Here is a 23,932-nt window from a genome sequence, read left to right as displayed (position 1 = left end):
AAAAATCCCAGCTTGCGATGAATGAATCATTAAATTCCGCTCACATTAGGTAAACGCGTTGTGAGCATGAGGAGGAAATGCTGATGAAAACCTTTACCGCGGCACTCGGACCGACGCTTCAGCTGGATGAAAGCTCGGTTCTGGATATCGGAAAGTGCTTCGTTCACGATACCGATATCGCTCCCGGCCGCGCGATTCCTGACGATGGTGATTCGCGAATCGACCATTCGCTGGAAGGGTTCCTGTTCACATGCGGCCCGGACCATATCCGTCATCCGCAGGCGATCGAGGGTGACGTCGGCGGCCGGAAATATCCGCTGCACGGTTCCTACTCCTCCCATCCGGCGGAAATTCTGTTCTGGGATATGCAGGGCGACGATGCGGAATGTCGTGCCCGTGTTCCGGTGGTAACGGCGGACGGCGGTGGAGCCCTGCTTGAGCGTCACTGGAGAATCGATAGTGCCACGGGCGAGGTCTGCCTGCAGGACAGGGTGACGAATACCGGAACCAAGCCGATGGCGCGGGTGCATATGTATCACATGAATATCGGCGCATGGCTGTTCGACGATGGCGTGCATCTGAGCGGTGCAATGCTGGACGGAGGTGAGATGCGCTGGGATTTCGGACCTGATCCGGGAAGCGTCTTTTGCGTTTCGGCGCGCCGTGAGGGCGAGGAATGGGCGGAAGTCGTGCTCGGGCCAATCGCGTCACTGGGCGGCTCGACACTGAAGGTGCGGTTCAAGACCGATAATCTGCCGTATCTGCAGATGTGGCGGAATCAGAAGGAACCCGCACATGTGCTTGGTATAGAACCCGTATCGCATCGGCTGGCGAGCCGCGAGGAGCTGACTGAAACGGGCGAATTGCAATGGCTTCAGCCGGGCGAAAGCGTCGATTATGCGCTGCGCTTCGCCTTCGTCTGAGATGCGACCATCTGCCGTTGACGCTCATCAAGCCACCGCGTAATGCTGGCGCCACAAAAAATGGAGGTTGCGCCATGGATATCCGCCAGATCAACGACGAGTATTCGGTTTCCGGACAAATCACCGTCGATGAACTCGATGAGATCAAGGCTCAGGGCTTCAAGTCACTTGTCTGCAACCGTCCAGACGAGGAAGAGCCCGGTCAGCCGCACTATGCCGAGATCGAAGCCCGCGCCAAGGAGCTCGGCTTGGAAATCCGTCACATACCGGTCGGCCGTATGGGCCTGACGCCTGAGGGCGTGACCGAGATGGCTGATGTGCTCGAGGATTTTCAGAAGCCCATGCTGGGATTCTGCCGGTCCGGTGCACGCTCGACCGCCATTTACGAACAGGCCCAGCGTTTCAAGGGCTGACGATTCTTTTCGCGCGCGGTGTGAGTTTTACGCCGCGTTCCCCCTAGCTCAGCATTCAGGAGCATTCCCATGAGCATCAAGCGCATCGATCCCGGCGCACGCATGAGCGGCGCAGTCGTTCACGGCAACACCGTTTACCTCGCCGGCCAGGTTGGCGAAGGCGAAACCGTAACGGACCAGTGCAAGGACGCGCTCGCTGAAGTCGATCGCCTGCTCGCTGCTGCCGGTTCCGACAAGTCGAAGATCCTGCAGACGATCATCTACCTCTCCGACATGTCGACCTTCGGCGAAATGAACGCCGCATGGGAAGCCTGGGTCGATCCGGCTAATACGCCGGCCCGCGCCACCAGCGAAGCAAAGCTTGCTGCGCCGAAGTACAAGGTCGAGTTTATCGTCACGGCTGCGATCTGATTTAGGGGGCCGCGGATGCTCAAGACAAGTCTGATGGCGATCTGCATTGCCGGCAGCTTTTCGGCATTCGCGGCTCACGCCGACACTTTACCCTCCGTCCCGACCGGCGCGGAGATGGATGTGGCCTTCCAAGGCATGATTTATGCGCGCGCCTGCGATATTCGCTACAAGCGCCCGGCCATGATATGGGATTCGAAATCTGTCTTTTTGAAATATGCCCGTGAAGCCTATTCCGACCCTCAGGCCATCACTGAGAAGGCCTTCAAAGAATCCCAAATTCAGACGACGCGCGCTTACGCCAAGGCTTCGAAGGAATTCACCGTCGAGTTTTGCACGCGGCTCGCCAAACTTTTCCAGCAGCAACTGGGACGTTGATTGCCGTTTGATTGCAAGTCGATCAGGACTGTCGCCTCGAACGTCATGAAAAAAGGGCCGGAAGAACCGGCCCTTTTCTGTTGTTGATGATCACGCTTCGCCTGGGGTCATGCCGAAGAGATAAAAGGCTGCCAAGGCGATGGCGATGAGGAAAATGACGGCGACGAAGGTCGACATCCCTCCCAGTGCTTTGCGTTTCGTTTCATTTGCCATGCCGCATCAACGGCATGACCCGCGAGATTGTTCCGAGACTTTTGAGCAAATGCCCGTATTTGGGCGTCAAATCCTGTTGCGGATCTGGGTCAGTGTGCGTGCCGGCGTAATCGCCTCCGGATCGAGCCGGACCTCGATGATTGCAGGCTTTCCGCTTTCTCGGGCACGCAAATAGGCCGGCCCGAAATCTTCTGTCTTTTCGACAAGCTCACCATGCCCGCCAAAGGCTTTTGCATAGGCAACAAAATCCGGATTGACGAGATCGGTGGCGCTGACGCGGCCGGGATATTCGCGCTCCTGATGCATGCGGATGGTGCCGTAGATGCCGTTATTGACCAGCAATGTGATAATCGGCAGACCATAACGGACGGCCGTGATGAATTCCTGGCCGTGCATCATGAAGCAGCCATCGCCAGCGAAGCAGACCACCTCGCGTTCGGGGAAAAGCTGTTTGGCCGCGACTGCCGCCGGCAGTCCGTAACCCATGGAGCCAGAGGTCGGAGCGGACTGGGTGTTGTATTTCTGGAAGCGGTGGAAGCGGTGAAGCCATGTGGCGTAGTTGCCGGCGCCATTGGTGAAGATCGCGTTATCCGGTACGTTGTCTTCGATCCACGCCATGATCGGTCCCATATGAACACTGCCGGGCCCGGTTTCGGGCGGTGTCGACCATTTGAGATAGGCGTCGTGCATGGCCGATTTGCGCTCGGCCCAGAGTGGCAGGGCCGGCGGCTCTATATCCTTGATCGCCGCCACAAACTCCGCCGGTGCAGCGCAGATCGCGAGATCCGGGCGGTACATGCGGCCGAGTTCCTCCGGGTCGGGGAATACATGGACGAGCTTCTGTTGCGGGTAGGGGATGTCGATCAGCGTGTAGCTCGACGACGGCATTTCCGACATGCGGCTGCCGATCAGGATCAGAAGGTCGCTGTCCTTGATCTCCTTTGCCAGAGACGGATTGATGCCGATACCGACATCGCCGGCATAGGACGGGTGCAGGTTGTCGAACAACATCTGGCGGCGGAAGGAGCAGCCGACCGGCAGCTTGAAGCGGCTGGCGAATTCCTGGAAGTCTTTTACCGCCTGCTCATTCCAGCGGGTACCGCCGAGGATGACCATCGGCCGTTGAGATTCCTTCAGCAGCTTCTCGAATTCTGCGATCTGAGGCTGGCCGGGGTGGCTCTCGACGCGGGTATAGAGTCGGGCCTCAGGGGCCTCGACTTCTTCGACCAGCATGTCCTCCGGCAGCGTTAGCACGACGGGGCCGGGGCGCCCCGACGTGGCGACGGTGAAGGCGCGGGTGACGAATTCCGGTATACGGCGGGCATCGTCGATCTCTCCGACCCATTTGGCGAATTCGGTGAAGGCGCGGCGGTATTCGACTTCCTGAAACGCCTCGCGCTCCTTCATGTCGCGGCCGATCTGGCCGACGAAAAGGATCATCGGGATCGAATCTTGCTTCGCGACGTGCAGACCGGCAGAGGCATTGGTGGCGCCGGGTCCGCGGGTGACCATGCAGATGCCGGGCTCGCCGGACAGCCTGCCCCAGCTGTCGGCCATCATCGCCGCACCGCCTTCCTGACGGCAGACGAGGACGTCGATGCCGCTCTCATAAAGCGCGTCGAGGACGGCGAGGTAGCTTTCGCCCGGCACACAGGAAACCCGTTTGACGCCGTTTGCCTTGAGCGCATCTACGATCAGTTGGCCCCCTGTCTTGACGACGGTCTTCATCGATTGCATTCCTCCTCGATTGCATTCAGTTCTGCCAGAATTTCATCCGTGTGTTCGCCCACTTTCGGGCTCGGCCGGTGATAGGCAAGCGGTGTCTCGGAAAGGACGATAGGACTCCTCACGCCCGGAATGATCGTGCCGTCCGCAGCCTCAAGATCGATACGCAGGCCGCGCGCTTTCACCTGTGGATCTTCGAACATCTCGCCGATCGAGTTGATCGGCCCGACGGGAACCGCGTTTTCACCACAGGCGGCCAGAAGATCGCTCTTGGTCCACTTCATGGTCTCGGCAAGAATCAGACTGCGTACCTCGACGCGATGGGCGACGCGTGCCTTGTTGGTCGCGTAACGCTCGTCGTCAGCCAGTTGCTCGACGCCGAGGATTCGGCAGAAACGGCGGAACTGGCCGTCATTGCCGACAGCCAAGATGACATGGCCGTCCTGAACCTGGATCACCTCATAGGGAGAGATGTTCGGGTGGGCGTTGCCGAGTTTTACCGGAGAGATGCCTGAAATCAGGTAGTTCATGTTCTGATTGGCGAGCACGGAGGACATGACGTCGAGCAGCGCCATATCGACCTGCTGGCCTTCGCCCGTTCTCATGGTGTGGATCAGCGCGCTCTGGATGGCGGTGACGGCATAGACGCCGGTGAATATGTCGGCGATCGCGACGCCCGCCTTCATCGGCTGCCCTTCAGGATCACCGGTGATCGACATGAAGCCCGACATGCCCTGGACGATGTAATCATAGCCGGCAAGGCTGGCATAGGGGCCGTCCTGGCCGAAGCCGGTGATCGAGCAGTAGACGAGTTTCGGATTGATCTTCTTCAGGCTTTCGTAATCGAGCCCGTATTTCTTCAGGCCACCGAGCTTGAAGTTTTCAATCAATACGTCCGACTGGGCGGCGAGGCGCCGGACGATCTTCTGGCCTTCCTCGGTCTTGAGATCTACGGCAATCGAGCGCTTGCCGCGATTGGTGGCGTGATAATAGGCCGCAGACAGGTTTTCGCCGTCGGTGCTTTCGACGAAGGGCGGCCCCCAGGCACGGGTGTCGTCACCGCCTTCCGGGTTCTCGACCTTGATGACGTCGGCGCCCATATCGGCCAGCATCTGGCCCGCCCAGGGGCCGGCGAGAACGCGAGCGAGTTCGAGGACTCGGATGCCTGCAAGCGGCGGTTTCTTGGTGGCGATGTCCATGGTCAGGGGGCTACCGATGTCGTTTCGCTTGTGGTGACGGGCTTGATCGATGCGACGCGGCGCTCGCGCCAGATAATGTAGAGGCCGGAGCCGATGATGATCGAGATACCCAGCCATTTGATCGGATCGGGGAAGTCACCGAAGACCAGCCAGCCGAACAGCGTTGCGGAGACGATTTCGAAATACTGGATCGGGGCGAGCACGGAGGCCGGTGCGGCCCTGTAGGCGTAAACGCTCAGCAGGCCAGAAAGGGCGGCGAAAACGCCGACGCCCACCATCCACATGAATGTAGTAAAGTCGGGGAGGGATGGTGCGAGGAAGCCTATATCCGCGCGGTCTCCGACCAGCAGCAAAACCGCGCAGATCGGCAGGCCCCAGAGCGACATCTGGAACTGCATCGCCCACGGGTCCTCCCGATGCGCAAGCGCGCGCGTCATCATCGCGAATATGGCGACGCAAAAGGCTGTGACGACCGGCAGAAGGGCGACATAGCCGATTTCCTGAAAGCTCGGGCGGATGACGATCATGGCGCCGATAAAGCCGACGAAACAGGCCGTATAACGCCGCCAGCCGATGATCTCCTTGAGGAATATGCTCGACAGAACGGTCAAGATGATCGGCTCGACGAAGAAGATGGCAATGGCATCGGCCACCGGCATGACCGCAAGCGTTGCGACGAAGCAGACCATGGAGAGCGTGATCACCGCCGCCCGGATCGCGTGATAGAAGCTCATTCGCCACGAAAAAGAACGCCAGGATCCTGCCCAGAGCACGAACGGAAGCATGCAAAGGCCCTGAAAAAAGAAGCGCGCGGCCGTTATCATGGTGGGCGAGGCGGTCGTCGTTGCCAGCTTCGAGAAAACATCGATCAGCGGTGCGACCAGCATGGCGAGGATCATCAGGCCGAGACCGGCCGAGATGCTGGCAGTCTGGGGTTGCGATACCGATTTGGCGGACGATGCACTCATGGCGTGGATATACCGAGGCGCGACCTTTCGCGCACTTGAAGAAAAGTCATGAACTCATTCCTTACCTGCTGCAGGCCTTGGTTGCCCATTGGGCGAACTCGGCCGAAGCCTCAAGGCGCATCGTATCGTTGAGCGTCTCGTGGCGTGCATTCGGCCAAAATCTGGTCGTGACGTCGAAAAGGCCATTCTTCCGCAGGAGTGCGGAAAACCAGAGGACTGCTTTTCCGTTGTTGGTGGCAGGATCCTCGCCGCCGCCGAGCAGGTGAACCGGCAGGTTTTTCGGCAGGCAATCGACAAGCGTCGGTGCACGGAAGGTCAGTTCGAAAAGATCGAGCCAGAGCGAAACGCTCGCGTCGAACCCGCAAAGCGGATCGGCGATATAGGCGTCGACTTCGGCCGGTTCATGGCTCAGCCAGTCGAAATCGGTACGATGGCCGGGGATGCTGTTGCCCCAAGCGCCGAAGGTCAGGCGCGGCAGGAGGCCGCTCGGCGTGTCCGATCCCTTCAGCGCACGCTCGGCCAGAAGCAGACCCTGTGCGGCGCGACCTGCAAGGCCCGGATTGAAGTTGGAATTCCAGATGGCGATGGCGTCAAATGCCTGCGGGTGATCGATGGCGGCGTTGAGCGCTATGAGGCCACCCATTGAGTGGCCGAAAAGGATGATCGGGAGATCGGGGTGGGCAAGGCTGGCGTGAGCCCGGACGGCCATCAGATCGTCGATGACCGCGCGCGCGCCATCCTTCAGCGCGAATCGGCCGATCGGTGCATCCGGTGCCGTCGTTTCGCCATGGCCGCGATGATCCCAGGCATAGACGTGGAAGCCTTCCGAGGCCATTTCCGATGCAAAGGCATGGTATCGCTTCGAGTGTTCCGCCAAGCCATGGGAAATCAGCAGGATACCCTTGGCTGCCTCTCCCGCCGCGGAGTGGTGGAAGGCGAGGGATGCGCTCGCTGGACGGTCCAATCTCAGCGTTTCCCACGCAAATTGCTGGTTCATTTCCAAGCCTCTCCCGCTCTCTGCATTGCCCCGCGGCCCGTCTTCGCCTACATAGCGGCAAAACCTCTTTCCCCCGGAGCTTAATTATCGATGGCACGTCAGTTCATCTATCACATGTCGGGACTGAACAAGTCCTATGGCGCCAAGAAGATTCTCGAGAACGTCAACCTGTCCTTCTACCCGGATGCCAAGATCGGTATTCTCGGTCCGAACGGCGCGGGTAAGTCGACGGTTCTGCGCATCATCGCCGGTCAGGACAAGGAGTTCACCGGTGAAGCATGGCTCGCCGAGGGTGCCACCGTCGGTTACCTCGAGCAGGAGCCGCATCTCGATCCGGCCAAGAACGCTTTCGAAAACGTCATGGTTGGCGTCGCCGACAAGCAGGCCGTGCTCGATCGCTACAACGAACTGATGATGAACTATTCCGACGAGACGGCGGACGAGGGCGCCAAGCTTCAGGATATCATCGACAGCCAGAACCTCTGGGATCTGGAACAGCAGGTCGAGATGGCGATGGAAGCGCTGCGCTGCCCGCCGAAGGATGCCGACGTGACGCTGCTTTCGGGTGGTGAACGCCGCCGTATCGCGCTTTGCCGTCTGCTTCTGTCGCAGCCGGACCTGCTGCTGCTCGACGAACCGACCAACCATCTCGACGCCGAAACCATCGCGTGGCTGGAAAAGCACCTGCGCGATTATCCCGGTGCCGTGATGATGATCACCCACGATCGCTACTTCCTCGACAACGTCACTGGCTGGATCCTGGAGCTCGACCGCGGCCGTGGCATTCCGTACGAAGGCAATTATTCCGCTTATCTGCAGGCGAAAGCCAAGCGCATGCTGCAGGAATCCCGTGAGGATGCAGGCCGCCAGAAGGCGATTTCGCGCGAACAGGAATGGATTGCATCCAGCCCGAAGGCCCGTCAGGCCAAGTCGAAGGCTCGTATCAAGGCCTACGAACAGCTGGTGGACGCAGCCGATGGCATCCGCCCCGGCGATGCGCAGATCATCATTCCCGTCTCCGAGCGTCTCGGCCAGGTCGTCATCGACATGGAAGGCATCACCAAGGGCTTTGAAGGGCGCACGCTGATCAACGACCTGTCGATCAAGCTGCCGCCGGGCGGCATCGTCGGCATTATCGGCCCGAACGGCGCCGGCAAGACGACGCTGTTCAAGATGATCACTGGCCAGGAAAAGCCGGATGCAGGCACGGTCCGCGTCGGCGACACTGTGCATCTCGGTTATGTCGACCAGAGCCGCGATGCGCTGGACGGCAACAAGACTGTCTGGGAGGAAATCTCCGGCGGCGCCGAAATCATCAAGCTCGGCAAGTTCGACATGAACAGCAGAGCCTATTGCGGCGCCTTCAACTTCAAGGGCGGCGACCAACAGCAGAAGGTCGGCAATCTTTCGGGTGGTCAGCGTAACCGCGTCCATCTGGCCAAGATGCTGAAGGCTGGCGGCAATGTTCTGCTGCTCGACGAACCGACCAACGACCTCGATACGGAAACGCTCGGTGCGCTCGAAACGGCGCTCGAGAACTTCGCCGGCTGCGCGATCATCATCAGCCATGATCGCATGTTCCTCGACCGCCTGGCGACCCACATCCTCGCCTTCGAAGGTGACGGTCATGTCGAATGGTTCGAAGGCAACTTCGAGGATTACGAGCAGGACAAGATCCGCCGCCTTGGCCCTGATGCGCTGAACGCCGGTAGCCAGTCCTACAAGCGCCTGACGCGCTAAGGCTCTCCGACAGTTCATTGGAATAGAGAAGGGCGGCTTGGCCGCCCTTCTTGCAAATCGGCGCATGGGTTGCATCGCTCTCCTTTTTCATATAAAGATATCTTTATATCTTGATTATTAGGGAACGTGGATGTCGATATCGCTCGATACACTGGTTGATGTGCTGAAAACGGTGGGTGAGCCGACGCGTTTTCGCCTTCTCGCCCTGCTCGCGCGTGGCGATCTGACGGTCACGGACCTCACCGAAATTCTCGGACAATCGCAGCCACGAATTTCCAGACATCTGAAGCTCCTGAACGAAGAAGCGTTGATCGATCGCTATCAGGAAGGGGCATGGGCCTATTTTCGCCTCAGCCAGGAAGGTGCGTCGGCGGCGCTGGTGAAGACGCTGCTTGCCGCTTCCGCCGGTGACGATCCCGTGCTTGTTCGTGACGGAGAACGGCTCGCGGCCGTCAAGCATCAGAGGGCAGAGCGGGCGCAGGCCTATTTCAGCCGTAACGCTTCGGAATGGGATGAATTGCGCCGTCTGAATGCCAGTGATTCCGCCGTCGAACAGGCACTGCTTCGTCTGGTCGGAACCGCGCCGATCGATTCGCTTCTGGATCTCGGCACAGGCACTGGCTGGATTTTGCAGTTGCTGGCGCCGCGGTATCGCCGCGCGACCGGCGTCGATGCGAGCCGCGACATGCTGGCCGTCGCTCGAGCCAATCTTGACAACGCGGGCATACTGAAGGCATCGGTCCGGCATGCGGATATTCTCAACCTCTCGCTCGAGGGGCAGGATTTCGATGTCGTAACCATCCACCAAGTACTGCATTTCCTCGATCAGCCGGAGCTTGCGATTGCGGAAGCGACGCGGATTCTTCGGCCGGGTGGACGGCTTATCATCGTCGATCTGGCACCCCACAAGATGGAGCATTTGCGCGAAGAGCACGCTCATCTGCGGTTGGGCTTTTCGCATGAAATTATCGGTGACTGGCTGGAAAAGGCCGGACTGGACATCGAAAAGGCGATCGATATCGTGCCGGATAATGAAGATGGGTTGACCGTAACAATCTGGCTGGCAAAGGATCGCCGCCTGCTGATGGCGGGAACCGAGCGGGCGGAAGCGCTTTCGGTTCTATAGGAAGAATGATGATGAACGAGAACACGACACACCCGCGATTCGAGATTTCTTTCGAGTTCTTCCCTCCGAAATCGGAGGAGATGGAGGCCCAGTTGTTCGAGACCGTCGAACGTCTCGCTCTCTGGCAACCGGAATTCGTGACCGTGACCTATGGTGCAGGCGGCTCTACCAAGGAGCCGACGCTTGCCGCGGTCACGACGATCATCAAGGATACGAATCTGCCGACTGCTGCGCATCTGACCTGTGTCGATGCCTCGAAGGATGACGTGCACGCGATCGTCGAGGAATATCGTGCCGCAGGCGTGCGCAGGATCGTCGCGCTGCGTGGTGATCCGTCGGCGGGTATCGGTACGGTTTACGCGCCTCATCCACAGGGGTTTCAGCAGACTGCCGATCTGGTTGGTGCGTTGGCGGCTTACGGCGATTTTGATATTTCGGTCTCGGCCTATCCGGAAAAACATCCGGAGAGCCCCGATATGTCGGCGGATATCGCTGTGCTGAAGAGCAAGGCGGATGCAGGTGCGACCCGTGCGCTCACCCAGTTCTTCTTCAATAATGATGTGTTTTTCCGTTATATGGACGCAGTTGCCGCTGCAGGCATCACGCTTCCGGTCATCCCCGGCATCATGCCGATCCAGAACCTGACGCAGCTGAAGCGCTTTTCAAAACGTTGCGGCGCGACAGTGCCAGGCTTTCTCGATGACCGATTCGATGGGTTCGACGATAAGCCAGAGGAGCGGGCCAAGGTAGCTGCGGACGTGGCCGCCGAGCAGATCGAGGAACTCGGCAAGCATGGATTCAAACATATCCATCTCTACACGATGAACCGGGCGCCGCTTGTTTCGGCCGTGCTGGAGAATATCGGCTACAAGCCTGGAGCTGCGAGGGCGGCTGCCTGAGGGCGCGAGATTAAAACAAAAAACGCATGTCCCGGAAGACATGCGTTTTTCGAAATTCTGGTCCCTATCAAACGTTGGTGGATGCGAGATACGACCGGTAGTCTTTCAGCCTAGATGAAAAGCATCGAGGCAATGAATGCAAATGCTGCACCGACTACCAGGAGATTGAGGGGGTATGTACGTCCCATGTCTGCCTCCTTGCGTTGACGGTCAGATTTTATGTCGGTTCTGTGTCAAATGGGAAGCGGAATTTTGTGCTGCATTGCGGCAGCAAAACCTCTTTACGATTTTATTATCCCTCTATGCTGTTGATAATAAAAGATTTTATCGAAATTAACGAAGCTTTCCGACACGTTAAATTCATCTATTTGTCTGTTAATGACAGTTATTTTGCGTGACCAATGGTGCCATTCGGCAATGCTTCAGGCCGCCTTTTTGCGCATGCGAAGGATTCGTCCGTCGAGCAGTACGAGGCCAAATCCAATCACTGCCATGCCAAGGATATCGGTCACGGCGAGGCGTTCTCCAAGGAATAATGCACCAAGCAGGATCGCGCTCGGTGGCACCAGCAGGGTGACGAGCGAGGTGTTCGTCGCGCCGGCGATCGATAGTATCCTGAAGAAGATCAGGTAGCCGAGTGCGGTCGATAGAAGTGCTAATGCGATGATGGCCGCAATCGCATGGATGGATGGTGTCGCCAATGTCCATGGCTGATCTGCAATCAACGAGACCGGCAGCATGATGAGACTGGAGGCGGTTAACTGTCCTGCTGCCGTCACCGGAGCCGGAATGCCTCGGAAACGCTTGCCGTAGGTTCCCGCGACGCCATAGGAGATTGCAGCCATGACCGGCAGGACGAGCGCCCAGAGCGGGGCGGCGCTGTTGGCAATCGCGCTTGGCCCGATCAGGATGCAGGTTCCGGCAAGGCCTGCAGCGCAGCCGGCGAGCTTTGCGCCGGTGAGCTTTTCATCCGACGTCCACTGATTGGCGATGATCACCGTCCAGATCGGCGTGGTGGCGTTGAGAATGGAGGCGAGGCCGGCGCCGATCTGCGTCTGGCCGAAAAAGATCAGCGTGTGCGGTAGGGCGTTGTTGACCAGGCCGAGGATCAGGAAGGATCGCCAGTGCTCTCTCAATATCGAATAGGTGCCGAAACGGCCATGAAGGTAGATGTGCAGGGCAATCGCCGCGAGGCCGAGTCGCAGTAGGACCAGTGTGAAGGGCGGCACTTCATGGACTGCAATGCGGGCAAAGAAGAAAGATCCGCCCCATAGAAGGCCAAGCAGGAACAGCAGGCCCCAGGCAAGTGGTGTCAACCTTTGGGTCTCGGATGTCATCTGATCTACCTGAGCGAAATGGGAGCCTGGAACATAAAACGGGCGGCGCTGATATCGCCACCCGTTTTATGTTGTGTCTGAATTTTTATTTGCAGGTCAGAGTGCCTGAAGCAGCGCCTGCGTCGGCCAGCCGTCGGCAGGCATGCCCAGGCGGGCCTGTTCCTTCTGCACCGCCTGGCGTGTGCCGGAGCCGAGAATGCCGTCGATCTTGCCGACGTCATGGCCATGGGTGTCAAGCTTGGTCTGCAACTGCTTCATCGCTTCGACATCCAGGCCCGGTTCCGGGGTCGTCTTCTGGTATGGAGGCGCACCGGAAAGGCGGGTGGCGAAGTAGGCGGCGGAGGTCGTGTAGATGAACGACTGGTTCCACTGCAGATAGATGTTGAAATTCGGGTAGGTCAGGAAAGCCGGTCCCTTGCGTCCCTGCGGCAGGATGAGGGCTGCCGGCAGATTGCCGAACTTGGTGTCGCCGTCGCGCGGGGTAACGCCATAGGAGAACCATTCGCTGGCCGGGATCTCGTTGCCAAGGCCGGATTTTTCAAAGGGCAGGCTTTCCGGCAGGGTCACTTCCTGAACCCAGGGCTGGCCGGGCTTGAAGCCCATGCTCTGGATGAATTTCGCTGCGGTGAGGATCGCGTCCGGCGAGCTGCCCTTGACGTCGATATGGCCGCTATTGTCGCCATCAACACCCTGGGCGATGATGTCTTCCGGCAGCATCTGGACCTGGCCGATCTCGCCGGCCCATGCACCCGTATTGGTCGCCGGGTTGAGATCTCCGTGTTGTACCATCTCGATCAGTGCGATCAGCTGCGGTCGGAAAAGTTCCGGACGGCGGCAGTCGTGCGAGAGCGTGACCAGCGCGTTGCGGGTGTTGAAATCGCCCTGAACGGCGCCGAAATCGGTTTCCATGGCCCAGAAGGCAGTGATCACACCGGCCGGAACGCCGAACTCGGTTTCAGCGCGAGAGAAAACATCTGCATACTGCTTCAGCTTCTGGCGGCCGATATCGAGGCGGGCCTGGCTGACTGTGCGCTGCGAGAACTCGAGGAATGTCTGGCGGAAGACGCCCTGCGCCCGGTCGCGGCTGAGAACCTTCGGGTCGATCTGGGCACCGGCGAGTGCCTCGTCGGCAGCAGATGCCGGAATGCCCTTGGAGACGGCTTCCTGCTTCACGCCAGCCAGAAACGCAGTCAGATCACCACCGCAGGCGGGGGCAGGTGCGGTCGAAGGCGTCTGAGCGAATGCAGGGGCAGTCATGCCCCCGGCGATAAGGGCAGCAATGACAAAGCGGCGGCTGTCTAGGAAGGGCATTTGGCGATCCTGGCGATCTGTGGCGTTTTTGGGATGATTTGAATGAGACGCTAGTTGCGCCGTGGCGTATTTGGCAATGCCGCGGCAGTCGGCTATTTAGCGCACTCGCATTCACATTGCCAGCATTACGAATCGCTTGAGTTGTGTCTCAATCGTTTGCAGCCGTAACCCAGCTGTTCCAGTTCTTGGCGCTGCCGGCGAAGACGTTAATATCCGTCTCGCCCTTTATACCGGGCACAACGCCCGTGGCGGTGTACTGCCAGAACGCCCATTCCCGATTGGTGTAGATCTCGCTCGGATGGGCGGCCACGGAGCGGACCCAGAAGTGATAGTCGTTGAAAGCGCCGACGAGGTTGTCGCGATGGAAATCAACCGACGTGTAGATGATCGGTTTTCTGCCATAATGGGCTTCAATGCGGGCGATGAAGCGTCGCATCAAGTCGCGTACCGTTGCCGCATCGGGCTTCAGTTTGCAGGTGGGTGAGGCATGGTTCCATTCCATGTCCAGGACCGGCGGCAGCATGTTGGCTTCCTTCGGCACGTTGGCGATGAACCAGTCGGCCTGATCCTCCGGTGTCGAGCAGAAATAGTAGAAGTGGTAGGCCGCGTGCGGAATGCCGGCGTTGGCAGCCCCGCGCCAATGGGTTGAGAAGGCTGGGTCGATCCGGTCCTTGCCCTCGGTGCCCTTGATAAAGACGAAGGCAACGCCTGACTTTTTCACCGTCTGCCAGTCGATATCGGTGCCGTTCCATTTCGACAGATCGATGCCGTGAACTTCATGGCGGCCGGGATGATTTCGGCCAAAATTCTGAGGATCGTTGTCCTTGAATTTCGTCCCGCTGATCGAAGCCGTGTCCATCAGGTCACTGGTGGATGTGCAGGACGTCGCCATCAAGGCAGTCAGGGCGAGGACGAGAAGGGGGCGCGGCATTGATCATCCGGGTTGCTCTGCAGGGATGCCGCTGTCCGCCGGAATCAGGCAGGGCGGCATTCGAGCTTCCCGTTTACCATAGCGCCGCAGGAAATGGGTAAGGCGTAATTGTAATGCCGATAACGAGTGCGTCAGTCTCGTTTGCGGATTACGGCATGCCATGCGTAACCGCCACCGATTTCCTCGAAGATCATGTCGGCGCCGATGGGCTCCAGCTTTTTCTCCAGCACTTCGCGAAGGCTTGCCCGCGGCGTGACGTGAAAGCGGCGAAGCCATGCCTGAAGCACACGGCGGAACCAGACCGGGAGGCGCCCCTGCTGGCCAAAGTCGACGATATGCAGCGAGCCGTTCGGGTTCAGTGCGGCCAGTGCTGCGGTAATTGCGTCCTCCCATGCGGGTATCATCGAAACGGCATAGGAGATCATGATGCGGTCGAAGCCGGCAACGCCGAAATTCTCCGGTCGGAAGGTCGTCGCGTCGGCCACGATCAAAACAGGCTGCTGCTCGCTGCCGGCCATATTGGCACGTGCCGTTTGCAGCATTTCGGCTGAGATATCGAGGCCATAGAGTTTTGCCTCTGGATAGTGGCGACGGGCCAGTGCCAGATTGCGGCCGGTTCCGCAGCCGACTTCCAAAATACTCGAACCTGCCGGAGCCTTGAGACCGGCGATCATCCGGTCCCGGCCAAAGAGATAATATTTTCGCGTCAGGTCGTAGATGTGCCGCTGGTAGCGGTACATCTTGTCCATATCGGCAGCGTGGCCTTCCGTCGTGGCGCCGGCGCTCACTGGCCCGCCTTCACATAGATGTGGAAGCCACCATAGATGGCAGAGCGGTCCTGAAGGTTCAGTTCGGCGGAACGCTGCTCAAGATAGGTCCACTCCTGCCGGAGTGCATCCGACAGGCGCCCCTCGATCACGCTCTTTTCGGCGGCGGTGCGGAAGATGACGCGAGCGCCAGGTGCGGCTGTGCGGTTGATTTCGCTCCACAACGCGTTCAACTGGTCGTCGTTCATCCAGTCCTGGGCATCGAGCAAAACGAAACGATCGACCGAACCGGCCGGCTTGCGCGCCAAAAGTCCGGTGACGCTTTCATGATGAACGGTAACCCGATCCGTGTTCTGTCGGATTTCTCTGTAATTTTCCGCGCGGAGATAAACGGGCAGGTTGCCCTCTTCCGGGCGGGGATAACGGCGGGCAAAGGCCTGCCAGGCGAAATAATTGTCGTTCAGCGGGAAGTGGCAGGCAAGTTTTTCCAGCCGCTCGCGCAGCACCGGTGCGATCGAGCCATCTGCTGCGAGGCTTGCCAGTTCGTCATATTGCTGCGGAGGGATGCCAAGGCCGAAGAGCGAGCTTTTGCGGCTGGTCACGAAGCGGATCAGCGGGCGGTCGAAAAGCGGGCCGATATGAGTGTCGAAGAACTGCCGCTGTTCACGGATCGAGCGGGCCTTGGCAAACTCCTTCAGATCGACGCCATGGAGACGGGCGACGATATGGCCGATGGCGATGAACCGGCCGAGCAAGCCGGTGCGATAGATATTCCTGTTGAAGACCTCGACACGCCGGCGGCCGGTCAGCGAGCGCTTCTGCCAATAGGTCCGCGTCTGTTCGTCGAGTTTCCATGCGATGTGTTCGTCGAACGCCATGCTGTTGGATTTCAGGCCGCTCATGGCGAGCTGGCGGACAACGTCGGCATGCGACGGAAGATGTTTGAATGCCGCAAGTTTCAGGCGGTTCAGGGCGATGTGATGCCGGTTGAGATCGACCACGTCGATCGTCTTCGGCGAGCGGGAAAGATAGGCAAGCATATTGCACCCACCCGAACCGATGGTGACGACCGAGTGCCCTTCGGACAGTTCCATCGCTTCCATGTCCACCGAGGGGTCTTCCCAGATCTGGGGGTAGACCAGGCCGGAAAAGAGCAGGCCGAACAGGCGCTCGGAAAGGCCGTGGGGTGACAGGGCCTTATGCTGGAGAAGTGCATCCTTGAGCTTGCGGTTGCGCTGCAATCCACGGTCTTCAACGATATCTGCCATGACCAAATCCTGCTTCATCATGAGTTGCGAGGCGTTTAGCCGCTTCGTGCAACAGCTTCGTGACGCACAGTGTGACTTGCTCCTGCTGCCGGAGTCTTGACCACCAGGGGCCTTTCCCTTGGTCGCGGATTTTGCTTGCATGGCGCGGACAAATGGAGGCGCTGGTGCTCAAGCGGATTTTTCGTGGTCTTGTGGTGTTGTTGCTCATCGTGGCAATCGGCGCCGGGCTTTGGCTTTATTTCATCCCGCCCGATCTGCTGCGTGTCGGCAGCGGTTACGCGGCCAAGATCGTTTGCTCCAACGTCTTTATCGCCAACCGGGATCCCGACGAGGTGCTGGCTGAAGATGTCCAGGCGCCTGGGCATCCGCTGCTGCACCTGATGCGCATCACCGTGGATCGCGAAGAGAAACGCGTCGATGCCGCCCTTCTCGGATCGATTGCGCCAAGCGAGGCGATCTATCGGGAAGGGACAGGCTGCACGGTCGTGCCGGTCGGGACAGTTGTAGCGGGTTCCGACGCTACGAAGGCGGAGGCATTGGCCGAGGCTGATGGGGTTTGGCCCGCAGGGGATAAAATCGAGTCGGACGAATCGCTTGCGGCCTTGCTTTCAGACGTCGCTTTAACCGGGCCGGGCATGCGGGCAGTCGTGATCGTCAAGGATGGGAAGATCAGCGCCGAAACCTATGGTGATGGGTTCTCCAAGGACATTCCGCTTCTCGGCTGGTCGATGACCAAGACCGTCAACACCGCGATCATCGGCCGGTTGATGATGGAGAACCGGATTTCCGCGGATGAGAAGAACCTGTTTCCCCAATGGCGGAGCGACGGCCGTGCCGATATCCGTATTGCCGATCTGCTGGCGATGGAGAGCGGCCTCGGGTTCAACGAGAATTATGGTGCAGTTGCCGATGTCACTCGGATGCTGTTTCTAGAGCCCGACATGGCGGGTTTCGTGGAGGCCGTGCCGCTGGAAGCGGATATCGGATCGCGCTTCAACTATTCGTCCGGTACTGCCGTACTGCTTTCCCGAATCTGGATGGATCGCATCGGTAATGCGTCGGATGCGCTTGGCTATCCATGGCGCTCGCTGTTCAATCCTCTCGGCATGACGTCTGCCGTGATGGAAACCGACGCGGCCGGTACCTTTGTCGGCAGTTCCTACATGTATGCCACGGCGCGTGACTGGGCTCGCTTCGGCCTGTTTCTGGCGCATGATGGGGTGTGGAACGGTGAGAGGCTGCTGCCGCAAGGATTTGTCGAGGCGATGCATGCGCCGAACAGGAGTTCAGGCGGACGCTACTCGAAAATGCAGACGTGGTTGCCGAAACCGGAGGCGGGCCTGCCATCCGATGCATTTGTCATTAGCGGTCACGACGGGCAGACGATCTTCGTCATTCCGTCGCTGGATCTGGTGATCGTAAGGCTGGGTTTGACGCCGCGGTCGCAAGGTTACGATGCAGCCATGCTCGTATCGGAAGTCGTGAAGCGTGTGAGAGCAGATTAGCGGTTATTTCTGCAGGACGTGGAGCATGTCCTTGCGCTTGGCATCGTAATAATAGCCGCGCGCATAAAGCCTTATGGCGTTGTCGTTCTGGTTGTCGGCGACGAGCCAGGCGCCGCGAAGATATTTGATCGCGTATTTGAGATTGGTTTCGGCGTCGAGAAGACCTTCCGGCGGACCCTCGTAGCCCATCGACTTGGCGGTCGAATACTTGATCTGCATGAGGCCCCAATAGCCATTCTTGTGATAGGCCTTGGGGTCATATTTGCTTTCGCGATGCACGACGCGATGCACCAGCGATTCCGGCACGCCATAAAGACCGGCGTAACGGTGGATAAGCTTTTTCAGGCTGGACGGCGCCTCGGATGCGGTTTCCGGAATCGGCTCACCGGGAGCCGGCGGGAATTCCATCCGGTTGTCTATCGCCGAAACGGCGGCAACGGCCTTTGGCTGCGCTGCGTAGGCCAGTGTCGTGGTCGCGATCTGGGGACGCGGGATAGGGACGACCGATTGCAGCGCCACCATGTCCGGCGTCAGTTCGGGTTCGTCGAGAGCGATAGCCTGGGCCGCTGCCGGCTGGATCTGTCCGGACTGGACGGCCGGGGCGACCGGCGGAGAAATGAGGCGGCTGCCCTTTGCCGTGCTGTGGACCAGAGGCTGGGCGGAGGCGAGAACCACCGGCGCTGCGGCCGTCGTGGCAGAAACAGCCGGTGCACTGACCTGCATGGCGACAAACGGCGCCATAACCGGCGATTCCATCGCAGCTGTCTGAACCGCGGCGGCCTCGATGACTGCGGGTACGGGAACCGGGAGCCGGCTGGTCTTCACGAGTGTGACGGTATTTTCGGAGCCTGCCTGAGCGACGACGGCACCAGATTGCGTGGCCTGTGACGCATCGGCTGTCTGCTGAACGGACGCATCCTGCGCCTCGTTCGACGCCACGTTGTTGCTGTGGTCAACGCTGGAACATGCGGCCAAGGCAGAGGACATGGCGAGAACCACGGCTGCCTTCCGGCCCACAAATCGCATCATTGCCATTGGGTCGCTTTCATCAAAAATCGTTGCCCAGAACGTTAACAAGACCAGTGAAACTGGATGTCAATTAACCTATTCGAAAGAGATCGACAAGCCACCAGCACGTCGCAGAAAATCAGGCGGCAATGCGCCGATATCCGGCAGTCACTGCGCGACGGGCGATAAAGCGCGTTCCGGGCCTGTATGGAGCCTTGCTGCGGACTGTGGAACGGCGCCGTTTGCGGGCAAAACGGCCGGGAAGGGTGGCGTGGGCGAGGGCTGCCACCATTGCAGCAACGGCAAGCGCAGAAATCATGTTCAAATATTGCGCCTGGGGTAACAGCGTCGGATTGAAAAACTGAACGGCGATTGCTGCCGTCAGTGCGAAGTAGCGAATGCTCTTGAATGTCTTGAGAATGAAATAGCCGAAAATGCGTAGAGGCCGCGTTTCGGGAAGGTTGTCATTGTCTGCAGGCCCATACCGTAGCTGAGGGTCCTGATAAGCATAAAGGACATGAACCATCAGATAGGAAAGTCCTATCCAGGATAGCGCACCGATCGCTGCCGGCCAATAGAATGAGATCAGGAAAACGACGGTAGTTACGAGGACGCCGCCCAGAACGAAGGCCAGAACAAACGCAGGGATGGTGATGAGCGCGCTGGTACGTCCCCACGAAGTGGAAAACGCGGCGGTCAGCGACGCAATGGGATGAGGCACTAGCAGCACGGCAACTGCCGTTGCCGCAAAAGCGAGCCATGTCTCTACGGTCATCATCACCCTCCCAGGTGCCACGGCACCTGTCATTTCTCCATCAGGCCGGTTCGAAGGACTGGCCGATGGACTCCATTACATCGCCAAACCATCTTGCCGTCATATCGAACGGTTTACCACCCTTGATGCGTGGAAATTCGATGGTTCTAAGCTTCCCATTCTGATCTTCGTCATGCCCTGTTACGCCGGATACCTTGTTCAGCGCGCTTTCCACGGCAAGATCGACCATTCCCTGGATCAATCTCAGATCGTCGCCATTGGCCGGGGCCGACCGGGCGAAATAACCCGACTTCTGCACCATCGACCGTTCGGCATCGAGCCGCGCTGCAAACTGCTTCTGGAACCATCCTCCGACATTGATCGTATCGATCTTGACGTGCCCGAACGCATCGCGCTTGACGCTTTCGCCCGCGGCTTCACGCTCGGCGACGATCGCATCGAGGCAGGCGCCTTCCGAAACGAATATCGTCGCAAAACCGCGCTTGTCCATGACCTCCCTCAAACGAGCTGCTTCCTTGTCGGCATCGAAGGCCATCTCGGGAAGGTAGAGACCGTCTATGCCCTTCATTTCCTCATTCATCAGGAAGCCGTCGATATATTCGTTCGCCTTGCTCTTCTGGATATAGGCACGCGCTGTCGCGGCAGTCAGCCAACCACAATGGCGACCCATGACCTCGTGAATGACAAGCGTGCGCGGCGCAGCCGTCTGTTCGTTGGCGACATTGTCGAAGAATGCGGCGCCGACTTCGGCCGCAGTCCAGGCGCCGAGCGATTGGCGAATAGGGATGACGTCGTTATCGACGGTCTTCGGCAGGCCGACAACCGTCAGGTCGTAGCCATTGGCGCCGAGATAGGCTGCGAGATCTGCGGCTGTCGTATTGGTGTCGTCGCCACCGATCGTGTGGAGAATGGTAACACCATCGGCGGCCAGGCGGTCCGCGGCAACGGCCAACGGGTTCTGGCCTTCCTTGATCAGGCCACGCTTCACGCAATCTGCGGCATTGGTCAGCTTGACGCGGCTATTGCCGATCGGAGAGCCGCCATAACGATGGAGCAGGTGGGCCTTCTCCCGAATCTCGGGCGTGATGTCGATTCTATCCGAGAGCAGAACGCCCTGGTATCCGGATCGATAGGCAAACAATTCGGCGTCCGGAGCGATGTCGGTATAACGCTGAATAAGGCCTCCCACGGCCGATGAGAGGCAGGGAGCGAGACCGCCTGCGGTCAGCATTGCGACTTTCTGTTTGGCCATGGATCCTCCGTCGCGCGTTGCGCTTACCCTTTATCTGCCACCAACATGGATGCGGTAGAGGGCAGGCCATGTAAAGTGCATTTCTTTGCCGAAGCCGTTTTGCCTCCCACTTTTCTTTGGCGCATAATCCTGTTCTTTCAGATAGATACAGCGGTACGTGAGGTCCCATCACATCTGATGGAGGGACGTTTTGCAGCGGATATGCTGCTAAAGGCTATGTAACTCCGGTATTCGATGGAACCGCAGGTCCGATCGAGGATTACCTTCATTGTTCGGATAACATGAACAGAGTTTAATCCGGCAGCGGCCGTCCGGTCCGTTGCAATTTTCGGCGTTATCTGGTCATTTACGCGCATGATATTCGATTTTTCCTGTTTGCAGATTTCCTCCTTGTTGGAGCGACTCGTCAGTGCAATCGGCGATGCCGCCGGGAGTGCGCTGGGGCGCGTGGTCGAGGCTATCCGCACGCTTTTCGAAGGTGACCCCGAGACGCGCAGGCAAGTATCGTTCTCGGTCGCCATCATCGCGCTCTCGGCGAAGATGGCGAAAGCCGATGGAATCGTCACCGAAGCCGAGGTGAGGGCGTTCCAGCAGATCTTCGATTTTCCGGATGAGGAAGCCCGCAACGTGGCTCGCCTCTACAATCTGGCGCGGCAGGACGTGGCAGGCTACGAAGCTTACGCGACGAAGCTTTCCGGCCTTTGCAGTTCGGGTGCCGTAGAGAATTGCCCGATGCTGGAGAGTGTCGTGGACGGGCTGTTCCATATCGCCAAGGCAGATGGCCTTGTGCATGAAAAGGAACTGCTCTTCCTCGGCCGTATCGCCGAGATTTTCCGCATTACGGACGATCATTTCCGTCGCATCATGGCGAGGCATGTGCATCTCGATGGCCGCGATCCCTATCTCGTGCTCGGGGTCTCGCCCGAGGATGATTTTGCGGCGATCCGCAAGCAATATCGCCTGCTGGTCTCGGAGCACCATCCCGACCGTCTGATCGCGCGCGGCGTGCCGGCCACGCTTCACGCGGCTGCCCACGAGCGGATGGCTGCACTGAACGCCGCCTATGAAGCGATCGAGAAAGAGCGTCGCGCAGCATGACTGATTTCGTCGCGGACTATGCGGGAGCATCGGTCCGGCCCTCTCCCAATCACGGGGAGCGCGCCTCCGGGCGCAAACCCGATGCGATTATCCTTCATTACACCGGCATGCCGGGAGCGGATCAGGCACTGAACTGGCTCTGTAATGGGGAGAGCCAGGTTTCCAGTCACTATTTTGTCCATGAGGACGGACGCGTGATCCAACTGGTTCCCGAGGCGCGGCGCGCCTGGCACGCGGGCAAAAGCGCGTGGGCAGGGGAGATCGACATCAATTCCTGTTCGATCGGGATCGAGATTGCCAATACCGGGCATCCGGGTGGGCTGCCCGAATTCCCCGCGATACAGATCGAGACGGTCGTTCAATTGTGTCTGGATTGCGGCAAACGGTGGTCGATCCGACCGGAACGGGTGCTGGGGCACTCCGATGTTGCGCCGATCCGCAAGGTCGATCCGGGCGAAAATTTCCCCTGGCATATCTTGCATCAGGCGGGCATCGGGCACTGGGTCGACGCCAGTCCGATTGCTGGTGGACGATTCTTTCAGCTCGGCGAAACGGGGCAGCCGATCGAGGCGCTGCAATCGATGCTGTCGTTCTATGGTTACGATCTTGAGATAACTGGCAATTTCTGCGAACGCACCAAGGGCGTTGTTGAGGCGTTCCAACGGCATTTTCGCCCGGCTCTGGTGGATGGGATCGCTGATTTTTCCACCATCGACACGCTGCATCGTTTGCTGACCTCATTGCCGAAATACAGCCAAGCCGAAGCCTGAATTTCCGCGGATGGCGTGGCTGTGAAACCCTCGCTTTCCTGTGCTGCCACAGACTTTCCTTATTATCCGGGTCTAAGCAGTGGCTCGCGCAGTCGCCTTGTAGGCGGGGATTGCAAAGAAAAACGAACAGGTTTCGTCAACAGAAGCATCGTCCTTCCGGCGATGCTTCCGATGGATCGGCATGTGCCATCCGCGAACCTTGCAGGTCCACGAGTTTGAGGGCCTCACCCGGAGACTGACTTACTTCATGAGAATGTTGGCTGTTGCAGCCGCAGTGAGCATGGCCGTGCTTGCTGCGGGTACGAACTTTGTGCGCGCCGAGGATGGTGGGGACACGACCTCTACCGATAAACGGGCAATCGAGCCCTGGGAAACGCGGGAAACCGCCGCGCAGGCGGCAACGCCCGAGGAGCAGCTCGTGCTTCGCCAGGCGCGTTACGAAGGGCTGATCCGTCAATATGCTGATCAGTATGACGTGCCGGCCGAACTCGCCATGGCTGTGGTGCGGATCGAGAGCAACTTCCGGCCGACCGTCAGAGGCAGTGCTGGAGAAATTGGTCTCATGCAGATCAAGCCTGCAACAGCCAAGCTGATGGGGTATAAAGGGCGCGCTTCCGGTCTCTACGATCCGGAGACCAATATCCGTTACGGTATGAAATATCTCGCCAAAGCGCGTGATCTCGGTGACGGAAAGCTTTGCCGTACCATTCTGAAATACAATGCCGGACATGGTGCCAAACGGATGAACCCAGTGTCGCAAAGCTACTGCAACAAGGTCGAGACGGTTATTGCGTCGATGGAGCGCGAGAAGCCGGTGGAGGCGATTTCCTATGCGACTGTCGCTCTCGATTACGGACGAACATACCCGCTGATGTTTTGATTCCGGAAACCGGCCGAAGCGCTTTGCGTTCCATGTTATTC

The 23,932-nt window shown here is 59.0% G+C and carries 24 protein-coding genes; 11 read left to right on the top strand and 13 right to left on the bottom strand.

The window, feature by feature from the left end; genetic code table 11:
- Positions 1-83: 83 nt before the first annotated feature.
- The 4 genes from FHP24_RS19610 to FHP24_RS19595 all read left to right on the top strand — a co-directional run bounded on the left by FHP24_RS19610 (position 84) and on the right by FHP24_RS19595 (position 2,122).
- Complete coding sequence (locus FHP24_RS19610; protein WP_139677913.1) at positions 84-923, top strand: DUF4432 family protein; 840 nt, start codon at positions 84-86, stop codon at positions 921-923.
- A 74-nt stretch (positions 924-997) separates the two neighbouring features.
- On the top strand, positions 998-1,336 hold the full coding sequence (locus FHP24_RS19605) for a TIGR01244 family sulfur transferase (protein WP_139677912.1): 339 nt from the start codon (positions 998-1,000) through the stop codon (positions 1,334-1,336).
- A gap of 69 nt (positions 1,337-1,405) precedes the next feature.
- Positions 1,406-1,747, top strand: coding sequence for a RidA family protein (locus FHP24_RS19600; RefSeq protein ID WP_139677911.1), 342 nt, complete (start codon positions 1,406-1,408; stop codon positions 1,745-1,747).
- Between the two features lie 33 nt (positions 1,748-1,780).
- Positions 1,781-2,122, top strand: coding sequence for a hypothetical protein (locus FHP24_RS19595; RefSeq protein ID WP_139677910.1), 342 nt, complete (start codon positions 1,781-1,783; stop codon positions 2,120-2,122).
- A gap of 90 nt (positions 2,123-2,212) precedes the next feature.
- Here the strand turns inward: FHP24_RS19595 and FHP24_RS29250 are convergent, their stop codons facing one another.
- The 5 genes from FHP24_RS29250 to FHP24_RS19575 all read right to left on the bottom strand — a co-directional run bounded on the left by FHP24_RS29250 (position 2,213) and on the right by FHP24_RS19575 (position 7,224).
- Positions 2,213-2,335, bottom strand: coding sequence for a hypothetical protein (locus FHP24_RS29250; protein ID WP_280518259.1), 123 nt, complete (start codon positions 2,333-2,335; stop codon positions 2,213-2,215).
- Between the two features lie 66 nt (positions 2,336-2,401).
- On the bottom strand, positions 2,402-4,063 hold the full coding sequence (locus FHP24_RS19590; RefSeq protein WP_139677909.1) for a thiamine pyrophosphate-binding protein: 1,662 nt from the start codon (positions 4,061-4,063) through the stop codon (positions 2,402-2,404).
- Complete coding sequence (locus tag FHP24_RS19585; protein WP_139677908.1) at positions 4,060-5,259, bottom strand: CaiB/BaiF CoA transferase family protein; 1,200 nt, start codon at positions 5,257-5,259, stop codon at positions 4,060-4,062. Before FHP24_RS19585 ends, FHP24_RS19590 begins: the two co-directional genes overlap by 4 nt.
- A gap of 2 nt (positions 5,260-5,261) precedes the next feature.
- Positions 5,262-6,227: a DMT family transporter gene (locus tag FHP24_RS19580; RefSeq protein WP_139677907.1), complete on the bottom strand. Its 966-nt coding sequence runs from the start codon at positions 6,225-6,227 to the stop codon at positions 5,262-5,264.
- Between the two features lie 61 nt (positions 6,228-6,288).
- Positions 6,289-7,224 carry an alpha/beta fold hydrolase gene (locus tag FHP24_RS19575; RefSeq protein WP_139677906.1) on the bottom strand — a complete coding sequence of 312 codons (936 nt, stop codon included), beginning with the start codon at positions 7,222-7,224 and terminating at the stop codon, positions 6,289-6,291.
- 90 nt (positions 7,225-7,314) lie between these two features.
- Here FHP24_RS19575 and ettA point away from each other — a divergent pair, with 90 nt between their 5' ends.
- The 3 genes from ettA to metF all read left to right on the top strand — a co-directional run bounded on the left by ettA (position 7,315) and on the right by metF (position 10,989).
- Complete coding sequence (gene ettA / locus FHP24_RS19570) at positions 7,315-8,964, top strand: energy-dependent translational throttle protein EttA (RefSeq protein ID WP_139677905.1); 1,650 nt, start codon at positions 7,315-7,317, stop codon at positions 8,962-8,964.
- Positions 8,965-9,094: 130 nt separating this feature from the next.
- Positions 9,095-10,090 carry an ArsR/SmtB family transcription factor gene (locus FHP24_RS19565; RefSeq protein WP_139677904.1) on the top strand — a complete coding sequence of 332 codons (996 nt, stop codon included), beginning with the start codon at positions 9,095-9,097 and terminating at the stop codon, positions 10,088-10,090.
- A 5-nt stretch (positions 10,091-10,095) separates the two neighbouring features.
- Positions 10,096-10,989, top strand: coding sequence for a methylenetetrahydrofolate reductase [NAD(P)H] (gene metF, locus FHP24_RS19560; protein WP_394344647.1), 894 nt, complete (start codon positions 10,096-10,098; stop codon positions 10,987-10,989).
- 422 nt (positions 10,990-11,411) lie between these two features.
- Here the strand turns inward: metF and FHP24_RS19555 are convergent, their stop codons facing one another.
- The 5 genes from FHP24_RS19555 to FHP24_RS19535 form a co-directional block, all read right to left on the bottom strand.
- The gene (locus FHP24_RS19555) at positions 11,412-12,326 is read right to left on the bottom strand and encodes a DMT family transporter (RefSeq protein ID WP_139677902.1); all 915 of its coding nucleotides are present in this window, start codon (positions 12,324-12,326) and stop codon (positions 11,412-11,414) included.
- Between the two features lie 96 nt (positions 12,327-12,422).
- Positions 12,423-13,637 carry a lytic murein transglycosylase gene (locus FHP24_RS19550; protein WP_139677901.1) on the bottom strand — a complete coding sequence of 405 codons (1,215 nt, stop codon included), beginning with the start codon at positions 13,635-13,637 and terminating at the stop codon, positions 12,423-12,425.
- Between the two features lie 148 nt (positions 13,638-13,785).
- Entirely contained in the window at positions 13,786-14,568 is a 783-nt protein-coding gene (locus tag FHP24_RS19545; RefSeq protein ID WP_139677900.1) for a glycoside hydrolase family 25 protein, read from the bottom strand.
- Between the two features lie 131 nt (positions 14,569-14,699).
- Positions 14,700-15,317, bottom strand: coding sequence for a class I SAM-dependent methyltransferase (locus FHP24_RS19540; protein ID WP_139677992.1), 618 nt, complete (start codon positions 15,315-15,317; stop codon positions 14,700-14,702).
- A gap of 35 nt (positions 15,318-15,352) precedes the next feature.
- Positions 15,353-16,603, bottom strand: coding sequence for a DUF3419 family protein (locus FHP24_RS19535; protein WP_139677899.1), 1,251 nt, complete (start codon positions 16,601-16,603; stop codon positions 15,353-15,355).
- A gap of 164 nt (positions 16,604-16,767) precedes the next feature.
- Between FHP24_RS19535 and FHP24_RS19530 the strand changes: the two genes are divergently transcribed.
- On the top strand, positions 16,768-18,108 hold the full coding sequence (locus tag FHP24_RS19530) for a serine hydrolase domain-containing protein (protein ID WP_246091841.1): 1,341 nt from the start codon (positions 16,768-16,770) through the stop codon (positions 18,106-18,108).
- 3 nt (positions 18,109-18,111) lie between these two features.
- On the opposite strand, the gene FHP24_RS19525 is transcribed toward FHP24_RS19530, so the two are convergent.
- The 3 genes from FHP24_RS19525 to FHP24_RS19515 all read right to left on the bottom strand — a co-directional run bounded on the left by FHP24_RS19525 (position 18,112) and on the right by FHP24_RS19515 (position 21,143).
- Positions 18,112-19,095, bottom strand: coding sequence for a lytic transglycosylase domain-containing protein (locus tag FHP24_RS19525; RefSeq protein WP_246091840.1), 984 nt, complete (start codon positions 19,093-19,095; stop codon positions 18,112-18,114).
- A gap of 160 nt (positions 19,096-19,255) precedes the next feature.
- On the bottom strand, positions 19,256-19,891 hold the full coding sequence (locus FHP24_RS19520; RefSeq protein WP_180356059.1) for a hypothetical protein: 636 nt from the start codon (positions 19,889-19,891) through the stop codon (positions 19,256-19,258).
- 40 nt (positions 19,892-19,931) lie between these two features.
- Positions 19,932-21,143: a pyrophosphate--fructose-6-phosphate 1-phosphotransferase gene (locus FHP24_RS19515; protein ID WP_139677896.1), complete on the bottom strand. Its 1,212-nt coding sequence runs from the start codon at positions 21,141-21,143 to the stop codon at positions 19,932-19,934.
- 354 nt (positions 21,144-21,497) lie between these two features.
- Between FHP24_RS19515 and FHP24_RS19510 the strand changes: the two genes are divergently transcribed.
- From FHP24_RS19510 to FHP24_RS19500, 3 genes are all read left to right on the top strand, one after another.
- On the top strand, positions 21,498-22,241 hold the full coding sequence (locus FHP24_RS19510) for a J domain-containing protein (protein ID WP_180356058.1): 744 nt from the start codon (positions 21,498-21,500) through the stop codon (positions 22,239-22,241).
- Positions 22,238-23,011: an N-acetylmuramoyl-L-alanine amidase gene (locus FHP24_RS19505; RefSeq protein WP_139677895.1), complete on the top strand. Its 774-nt coding sequence runs from the start codon at positions 22,238-22,240 to the stop codon at positions 23,009-23,011. The genes FHP24_RS19510 and FHP24_RS19505 overlap by 4 nt, the downstream gene beginning before the upstream one ends.
- A 247-nt stretch (positions 23,012-23,258) precedes the next feature.
- A complete protein-coding gene (locus FHP24_RS19500; protein ID WP_139677894.1) occupies positions 23,259-23,891 on the top strand; it encodes a lytic transglycosylase domain-containing protein in 633 nt (210 codons plus the stop codon).
- Positions 23,892-23,932 lie beyond the last annotated feature (41 nt).

The organism is Aliirhizobium smilacinae (genome assembly GCF_006335145.1).
GTDB classification, from domain to species: domain Bacteria; phylum Pseudomonadota; class Alphaproteobacteria; order Rhizobiales; family Rhizobiaceae; genus Neorhizobium; species Neorhizobium smilacinae.
The sequence above is the reverse complement of the archived record's forward strand: the minus strand, read 5'-3'. Positions and strand labels throughout refer to the sequence as shown.

Bases quoted from the DNA above. Each gene is read 5' to 3' on its own strand.
- FHP24_RS19610 (WP_139677913.1), top strand. From the start codon at position 84: ATGAAAACCTTTACCGCGGCACTCGGACCGACGCTTCAGCTGGATGAA.
- FHP24_RS19605 (WP_139677912.1), top strand. From the start codon at position 998: ATGGATATCCGCCAGATCAACGACGAGTATTCGGTTTCCGGACAAATC.
- FHP24_RS19600 (WP_139677911.1), top strand. From the start codon at position 1,406: ATGAGCATCAAGCGCATCGATCCCGGCGCACGCATGAGCGGCGCAGTC.
- FHP24_RS19595 (WP_139677910.1), top strand. From the start codon at position 1,781: ATGGCGATCTGCATTGCCGGCAGCTTTTCGGCATTCGCGGCTCACGCC.
- FHP24_RS29250 (WP_280518259.1), bottom strand. From the start codon at position 2,335: ATGGCAAATGAAACGAAACGCAAAGCACTGGGAGGGATGTCGACCTTC.
- FHP24_RS19590 (WP_139677909.1), bottom strand. From the start codon at position 4,063: ATGAAGACCGTCGTCAAGACAGGGGGCCAACTGATCGTAGATGCGCTC.
- FHP24_RS19585 (WP_139677908.1), bottom strand. From the start codon at position 5,259: ATGGACATCGCCACCAAGAAACCGCCGCTTGCAGGCATCCGAGTCCTC.
- FHP24_RS19580 (WP_139677907.1), bottom strand. From the start codon at position 6,227: ATGAGTGCATCGTCCGCCAAATCGGTATCGCAACCCCAGACTGCCAGC.
- FHP24_RS19575 (WP_139677906.1), bottom strand. From the start codon at position 7,224: ATGAACCAGCAATTTGCGTGGGAAACGCTGAGATTGGACCGTCCAGCG.
- ettA (WP_139677905.1), top strand. From the start codon at position 7,315: ATGGCACGTCAGTTCATCTATCACATGTCGGGACTGAACAAGTCCTAT.
- FHP24_RS19565 (WP_139677904.1), top strand. From the start codon at position 9,095: ATGTCGATATCGCTCGATACACTGGTTGATGTGCTGAAAACGGTGGGT.
- metF (WP_394344647.1), top strand. From the start codon at position 10,096: ATGATGATGAACGAGAACACGACACACCCGCGATTCGAGATTTCTTTC.
- FHP24_RS19555 (WP_139677902.1), bottom strand. From the start codon at position 12,326: ATGACATCCGAGACCCAAAGGTTGACACCACTTGCCTGGGGCCTGCTG.
- FHP24_RS19550 (WP_139677901.1), bottom strand. From the start codon at position 13,637: ATGCCCTTCCTAGACAGCCGCCGCTTTGTCATTGCTGCCCTTATCGCC.
- FHP24_RS19545 (WP_139677900.1), bottom strand. From the start codon at position 14,568: ATGCCGCGCCCCCTTCTCGTCCTCGCCCTGACTGCCTTGATGGCGACG.
- FHP24_RS19540 (WP_139677992.1), bottom strand. From the start codon at position 15,317: ATGGACAAGATGTACCGCTACCAGCGGCACATCTACGACCTGACGCGA.
- FHP24_RS19535 (WP_139677899.1), bottom strand. From the start codon at position 16,603: ATGGCAGATATCGTTGAAGACCGTGGATTGCAGCGCAACCGCAAGCTC.
- FHP24_RS19525 (WP_246091840.1), bottom strand. From the start codon at position 19,095: ATGTCCTCTGCCTTGGCCGCATGTTCCAGCGTTGACCACAGCAACAAC.
- FHP24_RS19520 (WP_180356059.1), bottom strand. From the start codon at position 19,891: ATGACCGTAGAGACATGGCTCGCTTTTGCGGCAACGGCAGTTGCCGTG.
- FHP24_RS19515 (WP_139677896.1), bottom strand. From the start codon at position 21,143: ATGGCCAAACAGAAAGTCGCAATGCTGACCGCAGGCGGTCTCGCTCCC.
- FHP24_RS19510 (WP_180356058.1), top strand. From the start codon at position 21,498: ATGATATTCGATTTTTCCTGTTTGCAGATTTCCTCCTTGTTGGAGCGA.
- FHP24_RS19505 (WP_139677895.1), top strand. From the start codon at position 22,238: ATGACTGATTTCGTCGCGGACTATGCGGGAGCATCGGTCCGGCCCTCT.
- FHP24_RS19500 (WP_139677894.1), top strand. From the start codon at position 23,259: ATGAGAATGTTGGCTGTTGCAGCCGCAGTGAGCATGGCCGTGCTTGCT.